At 70.5% G+C, this 18,105-nt stretch carries 15 protein-coding genes and 1 pseudogene; 12 read left to right on the top strand and 4 right to left on the bottom strand.

Translation table 11 applies throughout. The annotated features are described in order from the left end of the window. The coding region (locus DY245_RS25190; protein WP_128509515.1) for a TIGR03767 family metallophosphoesterase at nt 1-1,653 on the top strand (1,653 nt) is incomplete at its 5' end. A gap of 197 nt (nt 1,654-1,850) precedes the next feature. Here the strand turns inward: DY245_RS25190 and DY245_RS25195 are convergent. After that, nucleotides 1,851-2,087 carry a hypothetical protein gene (locus tag DY245_RS25195; protein ID WP_128509516.1) on the bottom strand — a complete coding sequence of 79 codons (237 nt, stop codon included), beginning with the start codon at nt 2,085-2,087 and terminating at the stop codon, nt 1,851-1,853. 52 nt (nt 2,088-2,139) lie between these two features. Beyond that, nucleotides 2,140-2,595 carry a GNAT family N-acetyltransferase gene (locus DY245_RS25200; RefSeq protein WP_128509527.1) on the bottom strand — a complete coding sequence of 152 codons (456 nt, stop codon included), beginning with the start codon at nt 2,593-2,595 and terminating at the stop codon, nt 2,140-2,142. A 461-nt stretch (nt 2,596-3,056) separates the two neighbouring features. On the opposite strand from DY245_RS25200, the gene DY245_RS25205 reads away from it, so the two are divergent. From DY245_RS25205 to DY245_RS25240, 8 genes and pseudogenes are all read left to right on the top strand, one after another. Then, on the top strand, nt 3,057-3,377 hold the full coding sequence (locus tag DY245_RS25205; RefSeq protein WP_244943247.1) for an IPT/TIG domain-containing protein: 321 nt from the start codon (nt 3,057-3,059) through the stop codon (nt 3,375-3,377). Nucleotides 3,378-3,809: 432 nt separating this feature from the next. After that, the gene (locus DY245_RS25210; RefSeq protein ID WP_128509518.1) at nt 3,810-4,871 is read left to right on the top strand and encodes an HpcH/HpaI aldolase/citrate lyase family protein; all 1,062 of its coding nucleotides are present in this window, start codon (nt 3,810-3,812) and stop codon (nt 4,869-4,871) included. 5 nt (nt 4,872-4,876) lie between these two features. Further along, the gene (locus DY245_RS25215) at nt 4,877-5,749 is read left to right on the top strand and encodes an HpcH/HpaI aldolase/citrate lyase family protein (protein WP_280525000.1); all 873 of its coding nucleotides are present in this window, start codon (nt 4,877-4,879) and stop codon (nt 5,747-5,749) included. A gap of 255 nt (nt 5,750-6,004) precedes the next feature. Beyond that, nucleotides 6,005-6,646 (top strand): hypothetical protein, encoded by a 642-nt coding sequence (locus DY245_RS25220; RefSeq protein ID WP_128509519.1) that lies wholly within the window; start codon nt 6,005-6,007, stop codon nt 6,644-6,646. A gap of 139 nt (nt 6,647-6,785) precedes the next feature. After that, nucleotides 6,786-8,393 carry a D-alanyl-D-alanine carboxypeptidase/D-alanyl-D-alanine endopeptidase gene (gene dacB / locus DY245_RS25225; RefSeq protein ID WP_128509520.1) on the top strand — a complete coding sequence of 536 codons (1,608 nt, stop codon included), beginning with the start codon at nt 6,786-6,788 and terminating at the stop codon, nt 8,391-8,393. A gap of 204 nt (nt 8,394-8,597) precedes the next feature. Next, entirely contained in the window at nt 8,598-10,679 is a 2,082-nt protein-coding gene (locus tag DY245_RS25230; protein WP_128509521.1) for a SpoIIE family protein phosphatase, read from the top strand. A gap of 203 nt (nt 10,680-10,882) precedes the next feature. Next, nucleotides 10,883-11,591, top strand: a pseudogene (locus tag DY245_RS25235) (glycoside hydrolase family 18 protein); the annotation flags it as partial. A 153-nt stretch (nt 11,592-11,744) separates the two neighbouring features. Continuing rightward, on the top strand, nt 11,745-12,767 hold the full coding sequence (locus tag DY245_RS25240) for a molybdopterin cofactor-binding domain-containing protein (RefSeq protein WP_244943248.1): 1,023 nt from the start codon (nt 11,745-11,747) through the stop codon (nt 12,765-12,767). 60 nt (nt 12,768-12,827) lie between these two features. Here the strand turns inward: DY245_RS25240 and DY245_RS25245 are convergent, their stop codons facing one another. Then, entirely contained in the window at nt 12,828-13,817 is a 990-nt protein-coding gene (locus DY245_RS25245; RefSeq protein WP_128509522.1) for an ornithine cyclodeaminase family protein, read from the bottom strand. 170 nt (nt 13,818-13,987) lie between these two features. On the opposite strand from DY245_RS25245, the gene DY245_RS25250 reads away from it, so the two are divergent. Continuing rightward, a complete protein-coding gene (locus tag DY245_RS25250) occupies nt 13,988-14,650 on the top strand; it encodes an NADPH-dependent FMN reductase (RefSeq protein ID WP_128509523.1) in 663 nt (220 codons plus the stop codon). Here DY245_RS25250 and pdxR read toward each other — a convergent pair. Next, entirely contained in the window at nt 14,628-16,091 is a 1,464-nt protein-coding gene (gene pdxR / locus DY245_RS25255; protein ID WP_128509524.1) for a MocR-like pyridoxine biosynthesis transcription factor PdxR, read from the bottom strand. The genes DY245_RS25250 and pdxR overlap by 23 nt on opposite strands. Before the next feature lie 47 nt (nt 16,092-16,138). Here pdxR and DY245_RS25260 point away from each other — a divergent pair, with 47 nt between their 5' ends. Next, nucleotides 16,139-17,395, top strand: coding sequence for an MFS transporter (locus tag DY245_RS25260; protein ID WP_128509525.1), 1,257 nt, complete (start codon nt 16,139-16,141; stop codon nt 17,393-17,395). Nucleotides 17,396-17,508: 113 nt separating this feature from the next. Next, a complete protein-coding gene (locus DY245_RS25265) occupies nt 17,509-17,997 on the top strand; it encodes an EF-hand domain-containing protein (RefSeq protein ID WP_128509526.1) in 489 nt (162 codons plus the stop codon). Nucleotides 17,998-18,105 lie beyond the last annotated feature (108 nt).

Raw genomic sequence — 18,105 nt, forward strand, 5'->3', positions numbered from 1 at the left:
CGCCCGGGCGCCGGGCGGGCGGCACCGTACGGCACCACGACGCTGCACACGGCGGCCCGCCTCGCCGGCAGCGGTGCCTACCGGCGCCTCACCTCGGGCCCCGGATGGCCCCTGGTCGTCCGGCCCGAACTCGCCCGCGCCGGGGCCGGACGACAGGACCGGCGGACCGCCCTGGCGTGCTTCGTCCAGTTCACCGACCTCCATGTGTCGGATGTCCAGAGCCCTTTGCGTACGGAGTACCTGCGCAGTCTGTCGCCGGGGTCGTGGCGGGGGCAGGAGGCGTTGTCGGTGGCCGGTGCGGTCTCGCTGGTGGAGCAGGTCAACGCGCTCGGCGGCGGACCCCACACCGGGCGGCCGGCGGCGTTCGTGATGTCCACGGGCGACAACATCGACAACAACTCCATGGTGGAGCTGGAGTGGTTCCTCACCCTCATGAGCGGCGGCCGGATCACCCCCAACACCGGTGACCCGGGGTCGTACGAAGGTGTGCAGAACTCCGGCCTCCCGCTGTACTGGCACCCGGACGACGCCCTGCGCGACCAGGACAAGAGGCGTGGCCTGCCGCGGATACCCGGCTACCTCGAAGCCGCGATACGCCCGGTGGTCAGTCCCGGCCTGCGCATTCCCTGGTACTCGACGCCCGGCAACCACGACGACCTGCCCGGTGGCTGTCTGACCCCGCACGACCCCGTGCTGGCGGAGTACATCACCGGGGCGCGCAAAATCTTCTCCGTACCGGACGCCGACGCGGCCGCCTTCGCCCAGGTGCTGAAGACGGGCGGCGACCCCAAGAGCACCGTCCTCAAGGAGATCCTGAACCGCAACAAGGCCGGAGCACGGGCCGTGACCGCCGACGAGCGCCGACGGATGGCCACGCCGCACGACTATCTGCGCGCGCACCTCAACCCGGCGTTCGCCGGCGCGGGACCGGTCGGGCACGGATACACCGAGAACCACCTGGACGACGACCGGATGTACTACTCCTTCACCGTCGCGGAGGGCGTCCTCGGCATCAGCATCGACACCACCTACCGCAGCGGCCACTTCGAGGGCTCGCTGGGCAGTGAGCAACTCGCCTGGCTGGAGCGGACGTTGGCCGCGCACAGTTCCCGTCATTACGACGCGGACGGCCGTCTGGTGCGCAACGCCGGGGCCGATGACGCGCACATCCTGGTCTTCAGCCACCACCACAGCCCGAGCATGACCCGGCGCCCCGATGCCGCGCGCACGGACGAGAGGCGCCACGACGGCGAAGAGGTCATCGCCCTGCTGAGCCGGTTCCCGAACGTCGTGGCATGGATCAACGGCCACAGCCACGTCAACCGCATCACCCCGCACCCGCACCCGACCGCGGCCCGCTCCTTCTGGGAGGTCAACACCGCCTCGCACGTGGACTATCCGCAGCACGCGCGGCTCATCGAACTGGTCGACAACCACGACGGGACCCTGTCCCTGTTCACCACCCTCATCGAGTCCGCCGCCCCGCACCGCACGGACTTCGACGACCTGTCGGCCGTCGGCCTCGCCTCCCTCTACCGCGAGCTGTCCTACAACGCCCCCGGCCTCGCCGCCGGCATGTCCTCCGGCGTCCACGAAGTAATGGCGGGCGCCCCGGTGGACCGCAACACCGAACTCCTCGTCCATCGGGCCTGACCCGGCCGGGCATCACCCGAGCAGCGGTCGACGTGTACCAGCGCCTCAATCGCTGACTGGCCATCCAGCTGGTTCTGGCCGCTCTTCCGTAATGACTGCAGCCGGATACCGGGGCGGTCGCGGATCGCGTACCCCCGCCGGGCCGGCAAGGGACGGATCTCCCCGATCGCCCGGGTGATGGTGGACCTCTCCAGGCCCTACAGCTCGGCAAGCGCGGCGTGAGGGAGCTGGAGCCGCAGGTGGACCAGGGTGACAAGAACCCGGTCGGTGAAGACCAGTTTGCGCTTCGGCCCGGCTCCGGCCTGCCGCTTACGCTTCCGGCCTCGCCGGTCCTGCAACGCGGACTCGCAACGTGCGGTCCACGGGGCGGCCAACTCCTCGATCAGGTCGCCGAGATGTGAGCGGGAGATGCCGGTGAAGGCAGGATGCGACAAGGACGCACGGGCCCGTACGCACGACACACCCCATGAACACCCACAATCCTCTTCACGTTCCGAGGGAGCCCGCACCCGGCCGTCGCACCATGTAGATGTCGATCGGGTCCTGAACCTCCACGGTGAACCCGTGGCGCTCGTACAGCCTCCGGGCGGCGCTGCCCTGCAGGACATTCAGGCGGACGAGCACGCCGTCGGCATCGGTCTGCTTCAGCAGTGTTCGCAGGACAGCCGATCCGAGCCCCCGGCCTTGGAGGCCCGGGGCGAGATAGAAATGCTCCAGCCACCGCCCGTCCTCGGCCGGGCGCACGGTGACGCAGCCCGCGAAGGCGCCATCGGCCACGATGACCGACGTGTGCTGCGCGGAGAAGGAATCCCGCAGCCGCTGCCGGACCCGACGCTCGTCGAACCGTCCCAACCGCTCCAGGTCCGGGCGCATCACCGTCGCCCGCAGCTCCCCGATCGCCTCGACATCCGCCGGCTCTGCGGAACGCAGCGCCCAATCCATGGGACGGCCCGACTCGAACCCCGGCGCCGCCTGGCGCGGCCGTACTCCGTCCGCCCTCGCACGCGTATCCATTGCCGGAGTATCTCAATGGCCCGCTGTGACCACGCACGCAGCAAGATCGTTTACCGGCGGGGCGCGCAGCAACTCCTATCGCGGACAACATCGTTGGCAACACGCCCTCGGTGAGCGGGAGTGTGTCGGGGTTGCCCTGTCCGTTCCTCAGGGAAAGTGCCACGGTGGCCTGCCCTTTACCCAGGAGGCAGCTACAAGCAAGCGTTGTTCGCCCCAGGCACACGCCCGCGCGATCCCGCGGCTTGATCGGCCACACCACAAAGGGGGACGCCATCGCCGGCCGAGACCACCCCGCTCGGAGGGTGAACGGTCCCCGACGGCGGGGGCGTTCCCGGCCCGGGACTGGGCCAGGTGCCTGAATCCGGTTCGCCTACGACGGACCCGCACCCGTGGTCGTCAGCGCGGTCGCCCCGCGCAGCGGGAAGGCCGGCACCCAGGTCACCATCGACGGCTCGGGCTTCGCCCAGGGGGCGGCCGTGCGGTTCAAGGACACCACCGCCGCGGGCCCGATCACCGTCAAGAGCCCGACCCGGATCATCGCGACGGTGGTGCCGTCCCGGCTCCCCGACCCGGAGACGGTTGACGTCACCGTGACGGTCGGCGTGACCACGTCGCCTGCCGGCCCGGCCGGCGAATTCATGTCACGGAGCGCCGGGGAAGCCCTCGACCGATGGCCGCGAGAACACCCTCGTCGGCACGGCTCTCGATGAGCAGAACGCGGTCGGCGAGCGGGGTGCCCTCTTCAGTGCTCATACTCAGTCCTCATGCTCAGCCCTCATGCCGTCATTCTCATGGCTCTGACAGCCGCGCTCGGCCTGCTCCCGGGCTGCCGCGTGCTTTCAACGAGACGCAGGGCCGCCATAAGAAACGGCGTCCAAGGGCGCCCAGAGGCGACCGAACATTGGACGTACGGTCGCCCTCGACGGGACCGCCCAGCGGCACGGCATGCGGACGCGGCTCGGTGCGCAGCTGTTCACCCGACCGGCCCGGTGTGCGCCGGCTTCCTCGCCCTCGGTGACCAACAGCACATGTACTGGCCGGTAGCGTCACCGTCCCGCACCTCTAGAGTGATCGCCGGTGACCCCGCCGGATGCCCGGCGGTGGCTCCCGCCCCTCAGATCCGATCCGATCAGGGAGACTGCATGCGCTCTCCGAAGGACTTCTTCCGCCCGCTGGCCGTCGGGGCACCGACCCCGGTGCATGACGTTCCGTTCCGGCCGTCGCGGATGATCCATTTCTTCGACCCGGGCAACGAGAAGATGGCGGCGAAGGTGCCGTCCATCGCCCCCACTGTTGACGTACTGCTCGGCAATCTGGAGGACGCGGTCGCCGCCGACCGCAAGGAGGCCGCCCGGTCGGGGCTGGTGAAGATCGCCAAGGCCACCGACTTCGGTGACACGCAGCTGTGGACCCGGATCAACAGCCTGGACTCGCCCTGGGCGCTGGACGACCTGCTGACGCTGGTCACCGAGATCGGCGACAAGCTGGATGTGATCATGGTGCCCAAGGTGGAGGGCGCCGAGGACATCCACTACATCGACCGGCTCCTCGCGCAGCTGGAGGCGAAGGCCCGGATCCAGCGGCCGATCCTGGTGCACGCCATCCTGGAGACCGCCAGCGGCGTCGCCAACGTGGAGGAGATCGCCGGGGCCAGCCCCCGTATGCAGGGCATCTCGCTCGGCCCCGCCGACCTGGCCGCCAGCCGGCGGATGAAGACCACGCGGGTGGGCGGCGGCCACCCCGGATATCTCGTCCGCGAGGACCCGCACGCCCAGGACGCCGACGCGCCGCGGGCCACCTTCCAGCAGGATCTGTGGCACTACACCATCGCGCGCATGGTGGACGCCTGCGCGGCGCACGGAATCCTGCCGTACTACGGGCCGTTCGGCGACATCAAGGACACCACCGCCTGCGAGGACCAGTTCCGTAACGCGTTCCTGCTCGGCTGCGTCGGCGCCTGGAGCCTGCACCCGGTGCAGATCGCCATCGCCAAGAAGGTGTTCTCGCCCTCGCCCGCTGACGTGGCCTGGGCCCGCCGGGTCATCGAGGCCATGGGCGACGGCACCGGCGCCGTGATGATCGACGGCAAGATGCAGGACGACGCCACCTACAAGCAGTGCCAGGTGGTCGCCCAGCTCGCGGACACCCTTGCCGCACGCGACCCCGAACTGCGCGACGCCTACACCGCTGCCGAGAAGGAGTAAGTTCCGTGCCCGACCCGATCCTGCGGCCCCGCCGCTCCGTGCTGTACATGCCGGGTGCCAACCAACGCGCCCTGGAGAAGGCCAAGTCCCTCCCGGCCGACGCGCTCATCCTCGACCTGGAGGACGCGGTCGCCCCCGACGCGAAGGCCGACGCCCGCAAGCGGGTCGCCGCCGCGGCGGCCTCGGGTGAGTACGGCCACCGCGAGGTGACCATCCGGGTCAACGGGCCCGGTACCGCCTGGCACGCCGACGATCTGAGGGCCGCGGCCGAGGCCGGCCCGGACGCGGTGGTCGTACCCAAGGTGGACTCGGCCGAGACCGTACGGGAGATCGAGCGGGCGCTCGAGGCGGCCGGCGCTCCGGACCGTACGGCCATCTGGGCGATGGTCGAAACCCCGCGGGCGATGCTGGACGCCCGCGCGGTGGCCGGTGCGAGCGAACGGCTCACGGTGCTGGTGATGGGCACCAACGATCTGGCGAAGGAGCTGCACGCCGAGCACGTCCCCGGCCGTGCGCCGCTGCTGACCGGTCTGTCGCTGGCGCTGCTGGCGGCCCGCGAAACCGGCAAGGTGATCTTGGACGGGGTCTACAACGACGTGCAGGACCTCGACGGGTTCGAGGCCGAGTGCGTTCAGGGCCGCCAGTTCGGCTTCGACGGGAAAACGCTCATCCACCCCTCGCAAGTCGCACCGTGCAACCGGGTGTTCGCCCCGTCGGAACAGCAGGTCGAACGCGCACGAAAGATCATCGACGCCTTCGACGAGGCCACCCGCGAAGGCCGCGGAGTCGTCACCGTCGACGGCCGGATGATCGAGAACCTGCATGTCGAGGACGCCCGCCGGATCCTCGCCCTCGCGGCGGCGGTCGCCGGGCGCTGAACGGCTCGCCCCACCGCCGGCGGGCACGCACCGCCGGCGGGCGGCAGTCACGAGGCCCGCGTCACCGTGGGCGAACACCTTGCGGGTGCGGTCTGCGGTCTGCCGTCTGCCGTCTGCCGTCTGCCGTCTGCCGTCTGCCGTCTGCCGTCTGCCGTCTGCCGTCAGGGTGGCCGGCAGCGTATCCGGACGGCAGTCTTCCCGGCTGAAACTTCAACACCCGCAGGAGCACCGACTGCTCCCATAGAGTCAGCGCTCATGGGAGTGGACATACACGGAGTCATCGAGTGCCGGCTGTGGGGCAAGGAGTCATGGGCGAGCGCTTCGCCGTGGCAGGTGATCCTGTCGCTGTACGAGCTCCGTCACGGCCGAGGCGACGAGCTCTCCTGGGACTGTCTCTTCGGGTATTCCTGCGCCGAAGACATCGTGCCGCTCTTCGGCCGGCGCGGCCTTCCCGCCGACGCCACATCACAGCTGCGCCTGGACGCCGAGGACCCGGACACCGCCGAACACAGCCACTCCTACGCCACCTGGGCCGAAATCGCGGCGGTCGACTGGGACGAGCCGTGCATGGAGAACGGCCGGGCCGCCTTCTACCACCTGGAGCGATGGCGTCGCCGCCCCGACGGGACGCTCGACTTCGACGCGTTCGCATGGCCACCGATCGACGTCCATGACGCGGCAGCGGACCGCTTCGGCGAGGACAGGACGGCTCCCCACGACTGGCCGGAGGGCGCCGAGATCGAGTGGGGCGCATACGTGTACCGGCCCGTGGTGTTCACCCCGCGCCGGCTCGTCTTCGAGGACTCGGACAAGTGGGAGCCCGTCTTCTCGGTGATGCGCACGCTGGCCGGGTTGCACGGCGACGACAACGTCCGTCTGGTCGTCTACTTTTGCTGACGTTGCGCTAGGGCGCTCCGGCGCTGTGGCGTCCGAGGGACCCATCGGACGTGCCATGTCCGTCCCGTGGCGGTGAGCAGTAGCTTCAAAGGCGCATCCCACCACTTACCTGGTGGAACACACCACCGGTGGAGTCCGCATGTCACCATCCGTCACGCGAAGGTGGGCCCGACGCCGCGTCGTCCGCACCCTGGGCCTCTTGCTGGCCGTCGGCATCGTCGTCTTCGGCCTCATTGAGCTGGCGCCGCCAACGCCGGAGGACGGCCTCGATCCGAGCATCACCGCGATCATGCGGAAGCCTGACTACCGGCACGCCCAGTGGGGGCTGGTCCAGCAGAACCCGGAGACGGGTGAGGTGACCCGGTCCCGTTACGCCGACCAGTTCTTCGTCCCCGGGTCGGTGGCCAAGCTGTTCAGCGTCAGCGGCACATGGCACGCCCTTGGCGGCGACCACCGTTTCGTCACGCCGGTGCATGCCGTCGGACGGCTACGTCAGAAGGCTCTCCTGGGCGACCTGGATCTGGTCGCCCAGGGTGATCTGACCCTCGGCGGCAGGACACGCAAGGACGGCAGCGTCGCCTTCAGCACCGTCGACCACACCTACGCCAACATCATTCCGGGAGCCACGCTCACCCCGCAGAACCCGCTGGCGGGCATCGACCACCTGGCGCGGCAGGTGCGCGACTCCGGAATCCGGCGGGTCGACGGCGATGTGATCGTCGATGCGCGCCTCTTCCAGCCGGACCCGGTACTCGACCCGACCCCCACACCGCTGATCATCAACGACAACGTCATCGATCTGCTGACCTCCCCCGGCGACAAGGCGGGCGCCCCCGCCCGCCTGGAGTGGCGCCCGAAAGTCGCGCCCTACCGCGTCACGTCCTCCGTACGGACCGTCGCGGCGGGCAAACCCACCGACATCAGCGTGAGCGCGTCCGCCAACGGCACCCGCATCCAGCTGTCCGGCACCATTGCCGCCGGCTCCGCCCCCGTCCTGCGGGTGTCGAACATCAAGGACCCGAACGCCTTTGGCCGGACCGCCATGATCGAGGCGCTGAAGCGGGTGGGCGTCGAGGTGAGCGCGGCTGCCGTCGGCCGCAACCCCGCCGACCGGTTGCCGGACTCGTACCGGAGCGCCCCCACGGTGGCCCGGTACACCTCACCGCCGTACGCGCAGTACGCCAGGCTGATCTTCAAGGTGAGCCACAACCTCGGGGCGAACCTCGGGATCTGCCTGATGGCCACGAGTGCGGGCAGCTCCGACTGCGAGGCCGGCTTCCCCGTGCTCGCCAAGTTCCTGGACGGCGCGCGGGTGGACCGCAAGGCCGTGCAGCTCGCCGACGGCCGGGGTAGCAATCCGGTCGACCGGACCACGCCGCGGGCCCTGGCGCAGATCCTGACGTACTGGCAGCACACCCGCGAGGCGGAGCGCTTCCGCACGTCGTTGCCCATCTTGGGCGTCGACGGAAGCCTGGCGGATTCCTGCCGCCACTGCCCGGCACGCGGCAAGGTCTTCGCCAAGACGGGCACCGTGGCGGGGGCCGACGCGCTCAACGACCGGCTGGCCGTGGGCGCCGAGACCACAGCCGGCTACCTGGAGACGCGCAAGGGCCACTTCGATGTGTTCTTCGCCGGGGTGAACGGCGCCACGACGCCCCGCCTCGACATCAACGATGTCCTGGACATCGGGAGCGATGTGGCAGGTGTCGCCGCCCGCCTCCAGGAAGGCGACACGGGCGGCCGCTGAGCAGTGCGGCACCCGGCCGGCGAGGGACCGGCTGGCCGGATCCGGCCTCGGCCGGCTCTCACCCCGCGCCCTCCCCCGGCGAAGCTGCGGCGGTCGCCGGTGCCGAGAGAGGATGAAGACACCCCGGACCTTCGGGCGGGAGTCGGTTCATCGACACCGGAGGACCGCGCGTCGCCGCGGCGGACGGGAGGAGGAGCGGCTCGTATGGGCACCGATGCGTTCCAGGCCGGCCCCGGCCCGGCCGGCCGCGCCAGGGCGGAGCCGTCGCCGCCCGGCGGTCTGCTGGACGTACTGGCCGTCGCGGCGGTTGTCCTCGACGCGGACGGGCGGATCGTGCTCTGGAGCCCGCAGGCCGAACAGCTCCTGGGCTATACCGCCGAGGAGGCGCTCGGCCGGCACGCCGCGCGGCTGCTGGTCGACGAAGCGGACTTCGATCTTGTGCTGCAGCTGTTCGCCCGGGTGATGGACAGCGGGGAGACCTGGTCCGGGGTCTTCCCCGTCCGGCACAAGGACGGCAGCACCCGGCTGCTGGAGTTCCGCAACATGCGGCTGACCGACGACCGCGGCGACCTCTATGCGCTCGGGCTCGCCACCGACCAGGCGACCCTGCGCCAGGTTGAGCGGGACGTGGCCCTGTCCACCCGGCTGGTCTCGCAGTCCCCGATCGGGCTGGCCGTCCTGGACACCGAATTGCGCTACGTCGCCGTCAATCCGGCGTTGGAGCGCATCAACGGAGTGCCCGCCGACCAGCACATCGGCCGGCGTATCCACGAGGTCCTGCCCTTCGTCGACGCCAAGGCGCTCGAGGCCGTGATGCGCCAGGTCCTCGCGACCGGAGTCCCGGTGGTCGATCAGTCGGTCGTCGGTCGCACCCCGGCCGACCCTGATAATGACCACGCCTGGTCGGTCTCCTTCTACCGGTTGGAGGTCCCGGGCGGCCATGTGCTGGGGATCGCCGGATCGGTGATCGATGTCACCGACCGCCATCGCGCCGCCACCGAGGCGCACCATGCGCGCCAGCGCCTGGCCCTCATCGCCGATGCCTCCGTGCTGATCGGTACCACCCTCGATCTTGAGCAGACCGCCCGCGAACTCGCCGACATCGTCGTCCCCGACCTCGCGGACCTGGCCGCCGTCGACCTCCTCGACACCGCCCTGAACCATCCCAGCGCCCTGGAGCCATCAGCGTCCGGGCCTTCGGTGTTCCGCGCGCTGGCGATGGCATCGGCGTACGCCACCGAAGCGGTCCGCGCCGCCGACCCGGTCGGTGAACCCGCCCGGTACGAGGCCGACCGGCTGGTCACCCGGTGTGTGACGACCGGCATCCCGGTGCTCGTGCCGCACGTCACTGCGAGCGATCTGCCGTACATCGCCCGTAACAGCGCGGCCGCCGCGATCCTGGCCCGGGCCGGCCTGCACTCCTACCTGGCGGTGCCGCTGATCGCCCGCGGCACCGTGCTCGGCGCCCTGGATCTCAAGCGGATCCGTAATCCGCTGCCTTTCGACGACGACGATCTCGTCCTGGCCGGCGAGCTGGCCAACCGGGCAGCGGTATCCATCGACAACGCCCGCGGGTACCAGCGGGAACGCACCACCGCCCTGACCCTCCAGCGCAGTCTGCTCCCCCAGCGTCCGCCGCCCCAGCCAGGCCTGGAGATCGCCTCCCGCTACCAGCCCGCCGGTGCGGCCAGCGAGGTCGGCGGCGACTGGTTCGACGTCATCCCTCTGGCCGGTGACAAGACCGCCCTGGTGGTCGGCGACGTCATGGGCAGCGGCATCAACGCCGCCGCCACCATGGGCCAGCTGCGCACCACCACCCGCGCCCTCGCCGACCTCGACCTCGATCCCGCCCAGATACTTCACCATGTCGACCGCAGCAGCACCGGCCTGGAACAGTCCATCGCCACCTGTGTCTACGCGGTCTACGACCCGCACCACGGCGAGTGCCGGATCGCCATCGCCGGCCACCTTCCCCCCGTCCTCGTACGGCCCGGCCGCACCCCTGAACTCCTGGACCTGCCGACCGGCGCCCCCCTCGGCGTCGGCGACGTCCCCTTCCACACCACCACCATCGGCCTGGTACCCGGCGACCAGCTCGTCCTCTACACCGACGGCCTGGTGGAGACCCGCGACCAGGACATCGACACCCGCCTGAACGTGCTGCTCACCCTCCTCGGCACCCCCGGCCGGAACCTGGAGGAGACCTGCGACCGTCTGCTGCACGCCCTGCGGCACCCGCACGACTACGACGATGTCGCCCTGCTCATCGCCCGCGTCCGTCACTGAGCACCAAGTCCCTGCCGATTCAAGACACTTGACGATAGGTCTGGACCAATTTACCGTGTGGCGCATCATGCCACGCACGTCTCCAGCCCCACGGTCCAGGAGGTAGGTGCGTCCCCCACCGGCACGCCGCCCTGGACGCGCGCAGCAACTCGGTGACGGCTCGTCATACGACGAAGGGAGCACGGCGTGATCGGTCGGACATCGCGTCCGGATGGACTCCGCTCACCGACACCCGCATCGGCGGTGCGTCGGCCGGTATCGACCTCAACTCCGGCACCGTCGCCGACCGGTTCATCGAAACCATCGTGCCGATCCTGAAGAAGTACCACTTCGACGGCGTCGACATCGATATCGAGACCGGCCTCACCGGCAGCGGCACCATCGGCCGGCTGTCGGTCTCGCAGGCCAACCTGATGCGCATCATCGACGGTGTGCTCGCCCAGAGGCTCCCGGGCTTCGGCCTGACGACGGCACCCGAGACGGCCTACGTCACCGGGGGCAGCGTGACCTACGGTTCGATCTGGGGTGCGTACCTGCCCGTCGTGAAGAAGTACGCCGACAATGGCCGGCTCTGGTGGCTGAACATGCAGTACTACAACGGCAGCATGTACGGGTGCTCCGGCGACTCGTACTCCGCCGGCACGATCGAAAGGGTTCACAGCGCAGACCGACTGCCTGGACAAGGGGCTGGTCGTCCAGGGCACGACGATCAGGGTCCCCTATGACAAACAGGTCCCGGGACTGCCGGCGCAACCGGGCGCCGGCGGCGGCTATCTGCCGCCGGACCTGGTGACCCAGGCCTGGAACACGTATCACAACGGGCTGAAGGGCCTGATGACCTGGTCGATCAACTGGGACGGGTCGAAGGCATGGACGTTCGGCGACAACGTGAAGGCCGCGCAGGGCCGCTGAAGCGCGTCGAGGCCCTCCATCGGAGTGAGCCGCGTTCCTCGGGCCCGGCCGGGTCCGTGGTCGGCTCCCCCGTGATGCCGCCGTTCCCGCGGTTGCGGGGTCCGTGGGCCGGGGCGAGGGTCGACACGGGTTGTCAGACACGAGGAGAGCGCGGTGTCCGAGCAACGAGGAGCCGCGTCCGTCACCGAGGCTCCAGCGATGGAGACGCGCGGGCCGGACGCGGCGGAAGTGCGGCTGACGGTCAACGGAGCAGACCATGTCGTGGAGCTGGAGCCCCGTGTGAGCCTGCTGGACGCGCTGCGCGAACATCTCGATCTCACCGGCACCGCCGTGGTGCAGGCCGCCACCCAGGAGTTCGGCACCGGGGTGACCACCGCGATGACCCAGGTGGCCGCCGACGGCCTGGGGCTGCCACTGGACAAGGTGCGCTTCGAGTACGGCGACACCGACCTGCCCAACATCGCGGCCACGGTCGGCTCCGCGGGCTCCGGTATGGCCGGCGCCGCCGTGCACATCGCCACCACCACGCTCCGCGACCAGCTGATCGACCAGGCCGTCGAGGACACCGGTTCTCCGCCGCACGGCGTGGACCGGGCCGCCGTCGTGGTGCACGACGGCCGGATGTACCTGCGCGACCGCCCGGACGTCGGCGAAGCGTACAGCGAGTTCATGCAGCGCCGCTTCCTGACGGACTTCGATGCGCTGGGCAGCTGGAATCCGCCGCCGCCCGACCTGCCGTACGGGCTCATCACGTTCGGCGCGCAGTTCGCGGAGGTCGCCGTCGACCCCGAACTGGGTATCGTCCGCGTGCGGCGCCTGAGCGGCGCGTACGCCCCGGGGCGGGTGCTCAACGCCAAGACGGCCCGCAGTCAGGTCATGGGCGGCATGATGTGGGGCCTGAGCCAGGACCTGCTGGAGTCGAGTCTGGTGGACACCCGTGACGGCCGGTGGGCCAACGCCGGCCTGGGCGAGTACCTCGTACCGGTCAATGCCGACGCCCCCGACGTCGACATCGAGTACGTGGAGGTCCGGGACGACGTCGTCAATCCCCTTGGCGTCAAGGGCCTGGGCGAGCTGGTAATGGTCGGGGTGGCCGCCGCCATCGCCAACGCGGTCTTCCACGCCACCGGCTGCCGCGTACGCGAACTGCCCATCAGAATCGAGCACTTGCTGTAGCGAGCCGGCGCACCGGCCGCCCGTCAGGCCACCGTTTCCCCTGCGTCTCGGCGGCGGGTGTCACGCCAAGCGGATCTCCGTCCCGACGGACTGCTTCCGGGCAGCCGCGACGACAAGGGCCGCGGCGGCGGCGTCCTGCACCGCCACACCGACCGACTTGTAGAGGGTGATCTGGTCCCGCGAGGAGCGTCCCGGTTTGCTGCCGGCGATGAGTTCGCCGAGCTCGGCGTGCACATGCTCCTCGGTGATGACGCCGTCGCGGATCGGGTTCAGCAGGTCGCTGCTGCCCGCGGGGAAGGGGGCCAGCGCCGCCTGCCGCGATTCGACGCAGACCAGCGCTTCGGCGACCGTGGCGTCATCGATCTCGCGGCCGTCCGGGTTGAATCCCACCGAGGTCACATGCACCCCTGGCGTCAGCCAGGCGCGGCGGATCACGGGGTCGGTGGCGTGGGTGGTCGCGGCGGCGATGTCCGCACCGTCGAGCGCCTCGGCGTATGTGGCCGCCGCCCGGGCATCGACCTGGAGCTCGGCGGACAGTTGGCCGGCCAGGGCGGTGGCCTTCGCCCGGTCCCGGCCCGCCACACGGATCTGCCGGATCGGACGGACCCGGCACATCGCCGCGGCGTGCGACCGGGCCTGTTCGCCGGTGCCCAGGACCGCCAGCACCGAGGCGTCCTCGCGGGCCAGCAGCCGTGCCGAGAGTGCCGAGCAGGCGCCGGTGCGCGCCGTGGTGATCGCCGTTCCGTCCAGCAACGCCGCGGGCTCGCCGGTGTCCGGATCGAAGACGACGATCAGTGCCTGATGGGTCGGCAGTGGTGTGCCGGCATTGTGCGGGAAGAGGGTGAGCAGCTTGCTCATGAGGACCCCGGCCGAGGGCACGAAACCCGGCATGGCCGTCAGGAATCCGTCCCGTTCGGGCACCAGCGCGGCTACCCGGTCGGGTGCTGAGGCGCGGCCCGCGCTGAGGTCCGCCATCGCCGACGCCAGGGCGTCGATCAACGTGTCCGTGTCGAGCAGCGCCTCGACCTGCGAGCGCCCGAGAACCAGCATCCGCTTCAGCCTCCTGATCACCGCCTACGGTCGGCAGGGCGCCGAGCCGAAGATCCGACCGTAGCCCGATTGCCGTCGGCGATCAGGACATGGGCGGAAGGTACCGAATGTGCCGGCCCGGCGCGGCTACGCTGCCGGCACACCCCCTCATGTGCCGGAAGGACGTTCCCATGCCGCCCACGGAAGCACACCCCGGCCCGCTGCGAGTCCTTGTCCTCGGCGCTTCCCTGCGGGCCGAATCGTTCAACGTCCGCCTGGCTTCCCTCGTGGCCCGCATGATGACCGAAGCCGGTGCCGCCGTCGATCTCGCCACGATGCGCGAATTCGAGATGCCGCTGTACGACGGTGACATGGAGGCCGCGGAGGGGTTGCCGGACGGCGCGCTGGCGCTGCGTGACCGGCTTGAGTGGTGCGACGCCTTCGTGATCGCCTCCCCCGAGTACAACGGTTCCGTGCCCGGGGTGGTGAAGAACGCGATCGACTGGGTCTCCCGGGTCCGGCCGCAGCCGTTCAAGACCAAGCATGCGCTGCTCGTCTCCGCCTCGCCGTCGCTGATCGGCGGCAATCGTGGGCTGTGGACGCTGAGGATTCCGTTGGAGCACCTCGGCACCCGGGTCTATCCGGACATGTTCAGTCTTGCCTCGGCCCATCAGGGGTTCACCGAGGAGGGGCAGCTGGCCGACACCGGGCTGCAGCAGCGCCTTGCGGAGACCGTTACCGCCTTCCTCAGTCTCGCCGAAGCGGATGCGCGCTACGTCTGCCTGCAACGCCGGTGGTACGAGTTCCTGGGAGACGGCACCGAGGCGACGGTCACGCAGCGGGCGGAGGACTGAGAACGCGGCCCCTGAGCAGATCGCCCACCGCCGCGATACCGGCCGTGATGGCCCGCTCGCCGACATTGCCGAATCCCAGGACCAGTTGAACCGGCGTGGTGGTGGATGGCGCGGTCGTGGGTGGCGCGGTCGGAGGCGCCGTGACACGGCAGGCGCTCATCCCGTACAGACCGACGGACCGGGCCTCGGCGGCGGCGATGAGGTGCTGCTCGTCGGTCGGTGCGGGCAGCTGCGCGACCGCGTGGAAGCCCGCCGCGAGGCCCGTCACCGTGACGTCGGGGGCGTGTTCGGCGAGCGCTGCCAGCAGCGCGGTGCGCCGGGCCGCGTAGGTCGTACGCATCCGGCGAAGGTGCCGGTCGAAGCGGCCGGATTCCATCATGGTCGCCAAGGCGAGCTGATCGAGCGTGGGTGAGCCGCGATCGCTCAGCCGCTTGTTGTCGATGATCTGGTCGACGAGGGCGGGCGGGCACAGGAGCCAGCCGATGCGCAGCGCCGGCGCGAGCGACTTGCTGACGGTGCCGATGGCGATCACCCGGTCCGCGGCGAGCCCCTGCAGGGCGCCCACCGGTTCCCGGTCGTAGCGGAACTCCGCGTCGTAGTCGTCCTCGATGATCACGGCGTCCCGGCGTACCGCCCATTCGATCAGCGCCAGCCGTCGCTCGGGGGCGAGCACCACCCCGGTGGGCCACTGGTGCGCGGGTGTGACCACCACCGCGCGCGCCTCGGTCGCGGACAGGGCCTGGACGTCGATGCCGTGTGCGTCGACCGGAACGGGGATCGCCGAAAGTCCCGCCGCGGACGCCGCCGAGGAGACGGTGGCGGGTGAGCCGGGGTTCTCGTAGGCCACGGTGCGGATGCCGGTCCGGGCCAGGGCGCGCAGGGCCAGGCCGAGGCCCTGGGCATAGCCGGAGCAGACCACGATCCGTTCCGGATCCGCCGCGGCGGCGCGTACCCGCCGCAGATATCCGGCCACGACGTCGCGCACGTGTGCGTCGCCGCGCGGGTCGCCGTAGTCGAGGGCCGCCGTCGGCATGGTCCGAGCCGCCTCGCGCATCGCCCACAGCCAGTCGGCGAGCGGGAAGGACCGCAGATCGGGGACGCCCCACTTGAAGTCGGCCAGCAGGTGCGGACATGCGGCGGGTGGTACTGGGGTGGCAGGTGCTCCGCACGCGCCGGCGGCTACGCGGGTGGCGGAGCCGACGCGTGTGACGAGATATCCCTCGGCCTGGAGCTGGGCGTAGCAGTCCTGCACCAGGCCCCGGGACAGCCCGAGGCTGCGGGCGAGTTCGCGGGAGGACGGCAGACGTTCGCCCACCTCCAGGCGTCCGGTGCGGATCGCGTCCCGCACCCGGCGTTCCAGCTGCGCACGGAGCGGTTCGAGGCTCTCGCGGTCGAGGGCGAGGAAGAGAGCGGGCGACAGACCGGACCACTGCAGGGGCATGGAATTGGAGCTTATCGGTGGTCCGCCGGAAACCTAGCGTGCGCTGTATGACCACGTCGAAGGACTCACAGACTCCCCCACCGCACCCGGGCCACGGACCTGGCCATGTCGCTCCGGCCGGTCCCGCCGGTCCGCGCCCGCCGCTGGTGACACGCGCCCTGATGCTGCGTTTTGTGAGCATGATCGGTGCTTCGGCCAGCTTCTTCCTGCTGTTGTCGGTCGTTCCGCTGTACGCCACGGCGTCCGGCGGGGGCCGCGACGCCGCGGGGACGGCCACGGGCGCGCTGATGCTGTCCACGGTCGTCGGCGAGCTGGCGGCTCCACGGTTCGTCGCCCGTCACGGCTACCGCGTGGCGCTGATCGCGGGCTTGTTCCTGCTCGGCGCGCCCGCGCTGGTGCTGACCGCTTTCCCGAGCATGGCATGGACCGTGACGGTGTGTCTCCTGCGGGGCCTGGGGTTCGCTTTCACGGTGGTCGCGGGGGGTGCGTTGACGGCATCGCTGATTCCGGCCGAGCGCCGTGGTGAGGGGCTCGCGCTGGTCGGCATCGTGTCCGGTCTGCCGTCGCTGGTGGGTCTGCCGTTGGGCGTATGGCTCGCTTCGCATGTGGGATACACACCGGTTGCGGTCGCCGCGGGTGTGGTCGCGCTGATGGCGATCGTCGCGGTACCGGGTCTGCCCGACCGGGAGTTGATGCCGGGGCGGCCGGTCGGCATGGTCACCGGATTCCGCACGGGTCCGCTGATCCGGCCCGCTGTCGTCTTCGCGACGACCGCTCTGGCGGCCGGCATCATCGTGACCTTCCTTCCGCTGGCTGTAGCGCCGGCGTTCACCGGCGTGGTCAGCGTGGCGCTGTTCGTGCAGACCGCTGCGTCAACGGTGGCTCGCTGGGCGGCAGGCCGTCATGGCGACCGGCATGGGCCTGCCGGTCTCGTCCTTCCCGGCCTGCTGGTCTCGGCCGTCGGAGTGCTGGTCACGGCGCTGACCGAGCACCCCGTCGCGGTCGTCGCCGGCGTGGCCCTGTTCGGCATCGGGTTCGGCATCACCCAGAACGCGACCCTGACGCTGATGTACGCCGGAGTTTCGGCATCCGGTTACGGGACGGTCAGCGCCTTGTGGAACTTCGCCTACGACGCGGGTATGGGCATCGGCGCGGTGGGGTTCGGGGTGCTGGCGGGGCGCACCGGGTATCCGTGGGCCTTCGTCCTCACCGCCGGGGTGATGCTCGGCGCCGTCGTCCCGGCGTGGCGCGATCGGGTGAGAGGCCGCGCCCGATCGGCCGGTCAGCCACACCCTTCTCGCTAACCGTCAGCTATGACATCGCGACCTAGTGTGCTCTTGGTGGTGATCGCGGCGACCGCGATCGGCCGCCACTCCGGGCTCCGCCGGGAGCCGCACACGTCCAGAAGGGATGACGCATGATCACCGATGCCCTGCGCGCGGAGTATGAGCACCGTTTCTCCATGTACGACACCGACGGCGACGGCTACCTGACGGTGCAGGACTTCACCGAGCGAGCGCGGCGGCTGACCGAAGCGGTGGGCGAGCCGGCGGAGTCCGCCAAGGCGCAGGCGTTGCATGCCGGGATGCGCAACACCTTCGAGCAGCTCGCTGCGCTGACGAACCTCGACGTCGAGGGGCGTCTGGACCTTGACCGGTTCATCGAGGCGTTCACGCGTGCCGCCGGGTCGGGGGTGATCGGCAAGGTGGTGGGGCCGTCGGTCGCCGCGACCGTCGCACTGGCCGATGCCGACGGGGACGGTGTGGTGAGCCGGGAGGAGTTCATGGCTCTGCAGCGCGCGACCGGGTTCTCGGACGCTCAGGCGGAGGAGGCCTTCGCGGCGCTGGACCGGGATGGTGACGGGCGGCTGATGGTGGCGGAGTGGCAGGGGCTGGTGAGCGAGTAACCGTCCCCCGGCGACACCGATGGGCTGCGGGGCGGCCGGGGCCGGTCGGCCGGGGTTCTTCCGCACGCCTCATGGCCCTGGGGCCCGCGGCGACCTAGCCGCGGGCCC

Origin of the sequence: Streptomyces inhibens, assembly GCF_003389455.1 — a bacterium.
Taxonomy (GTDB): Bacteria; Actinomycetota; Actinomycetes; order Streptomycetales; family Streptomycetaceae; genus Streptomyces; species Streptomyces inhibens.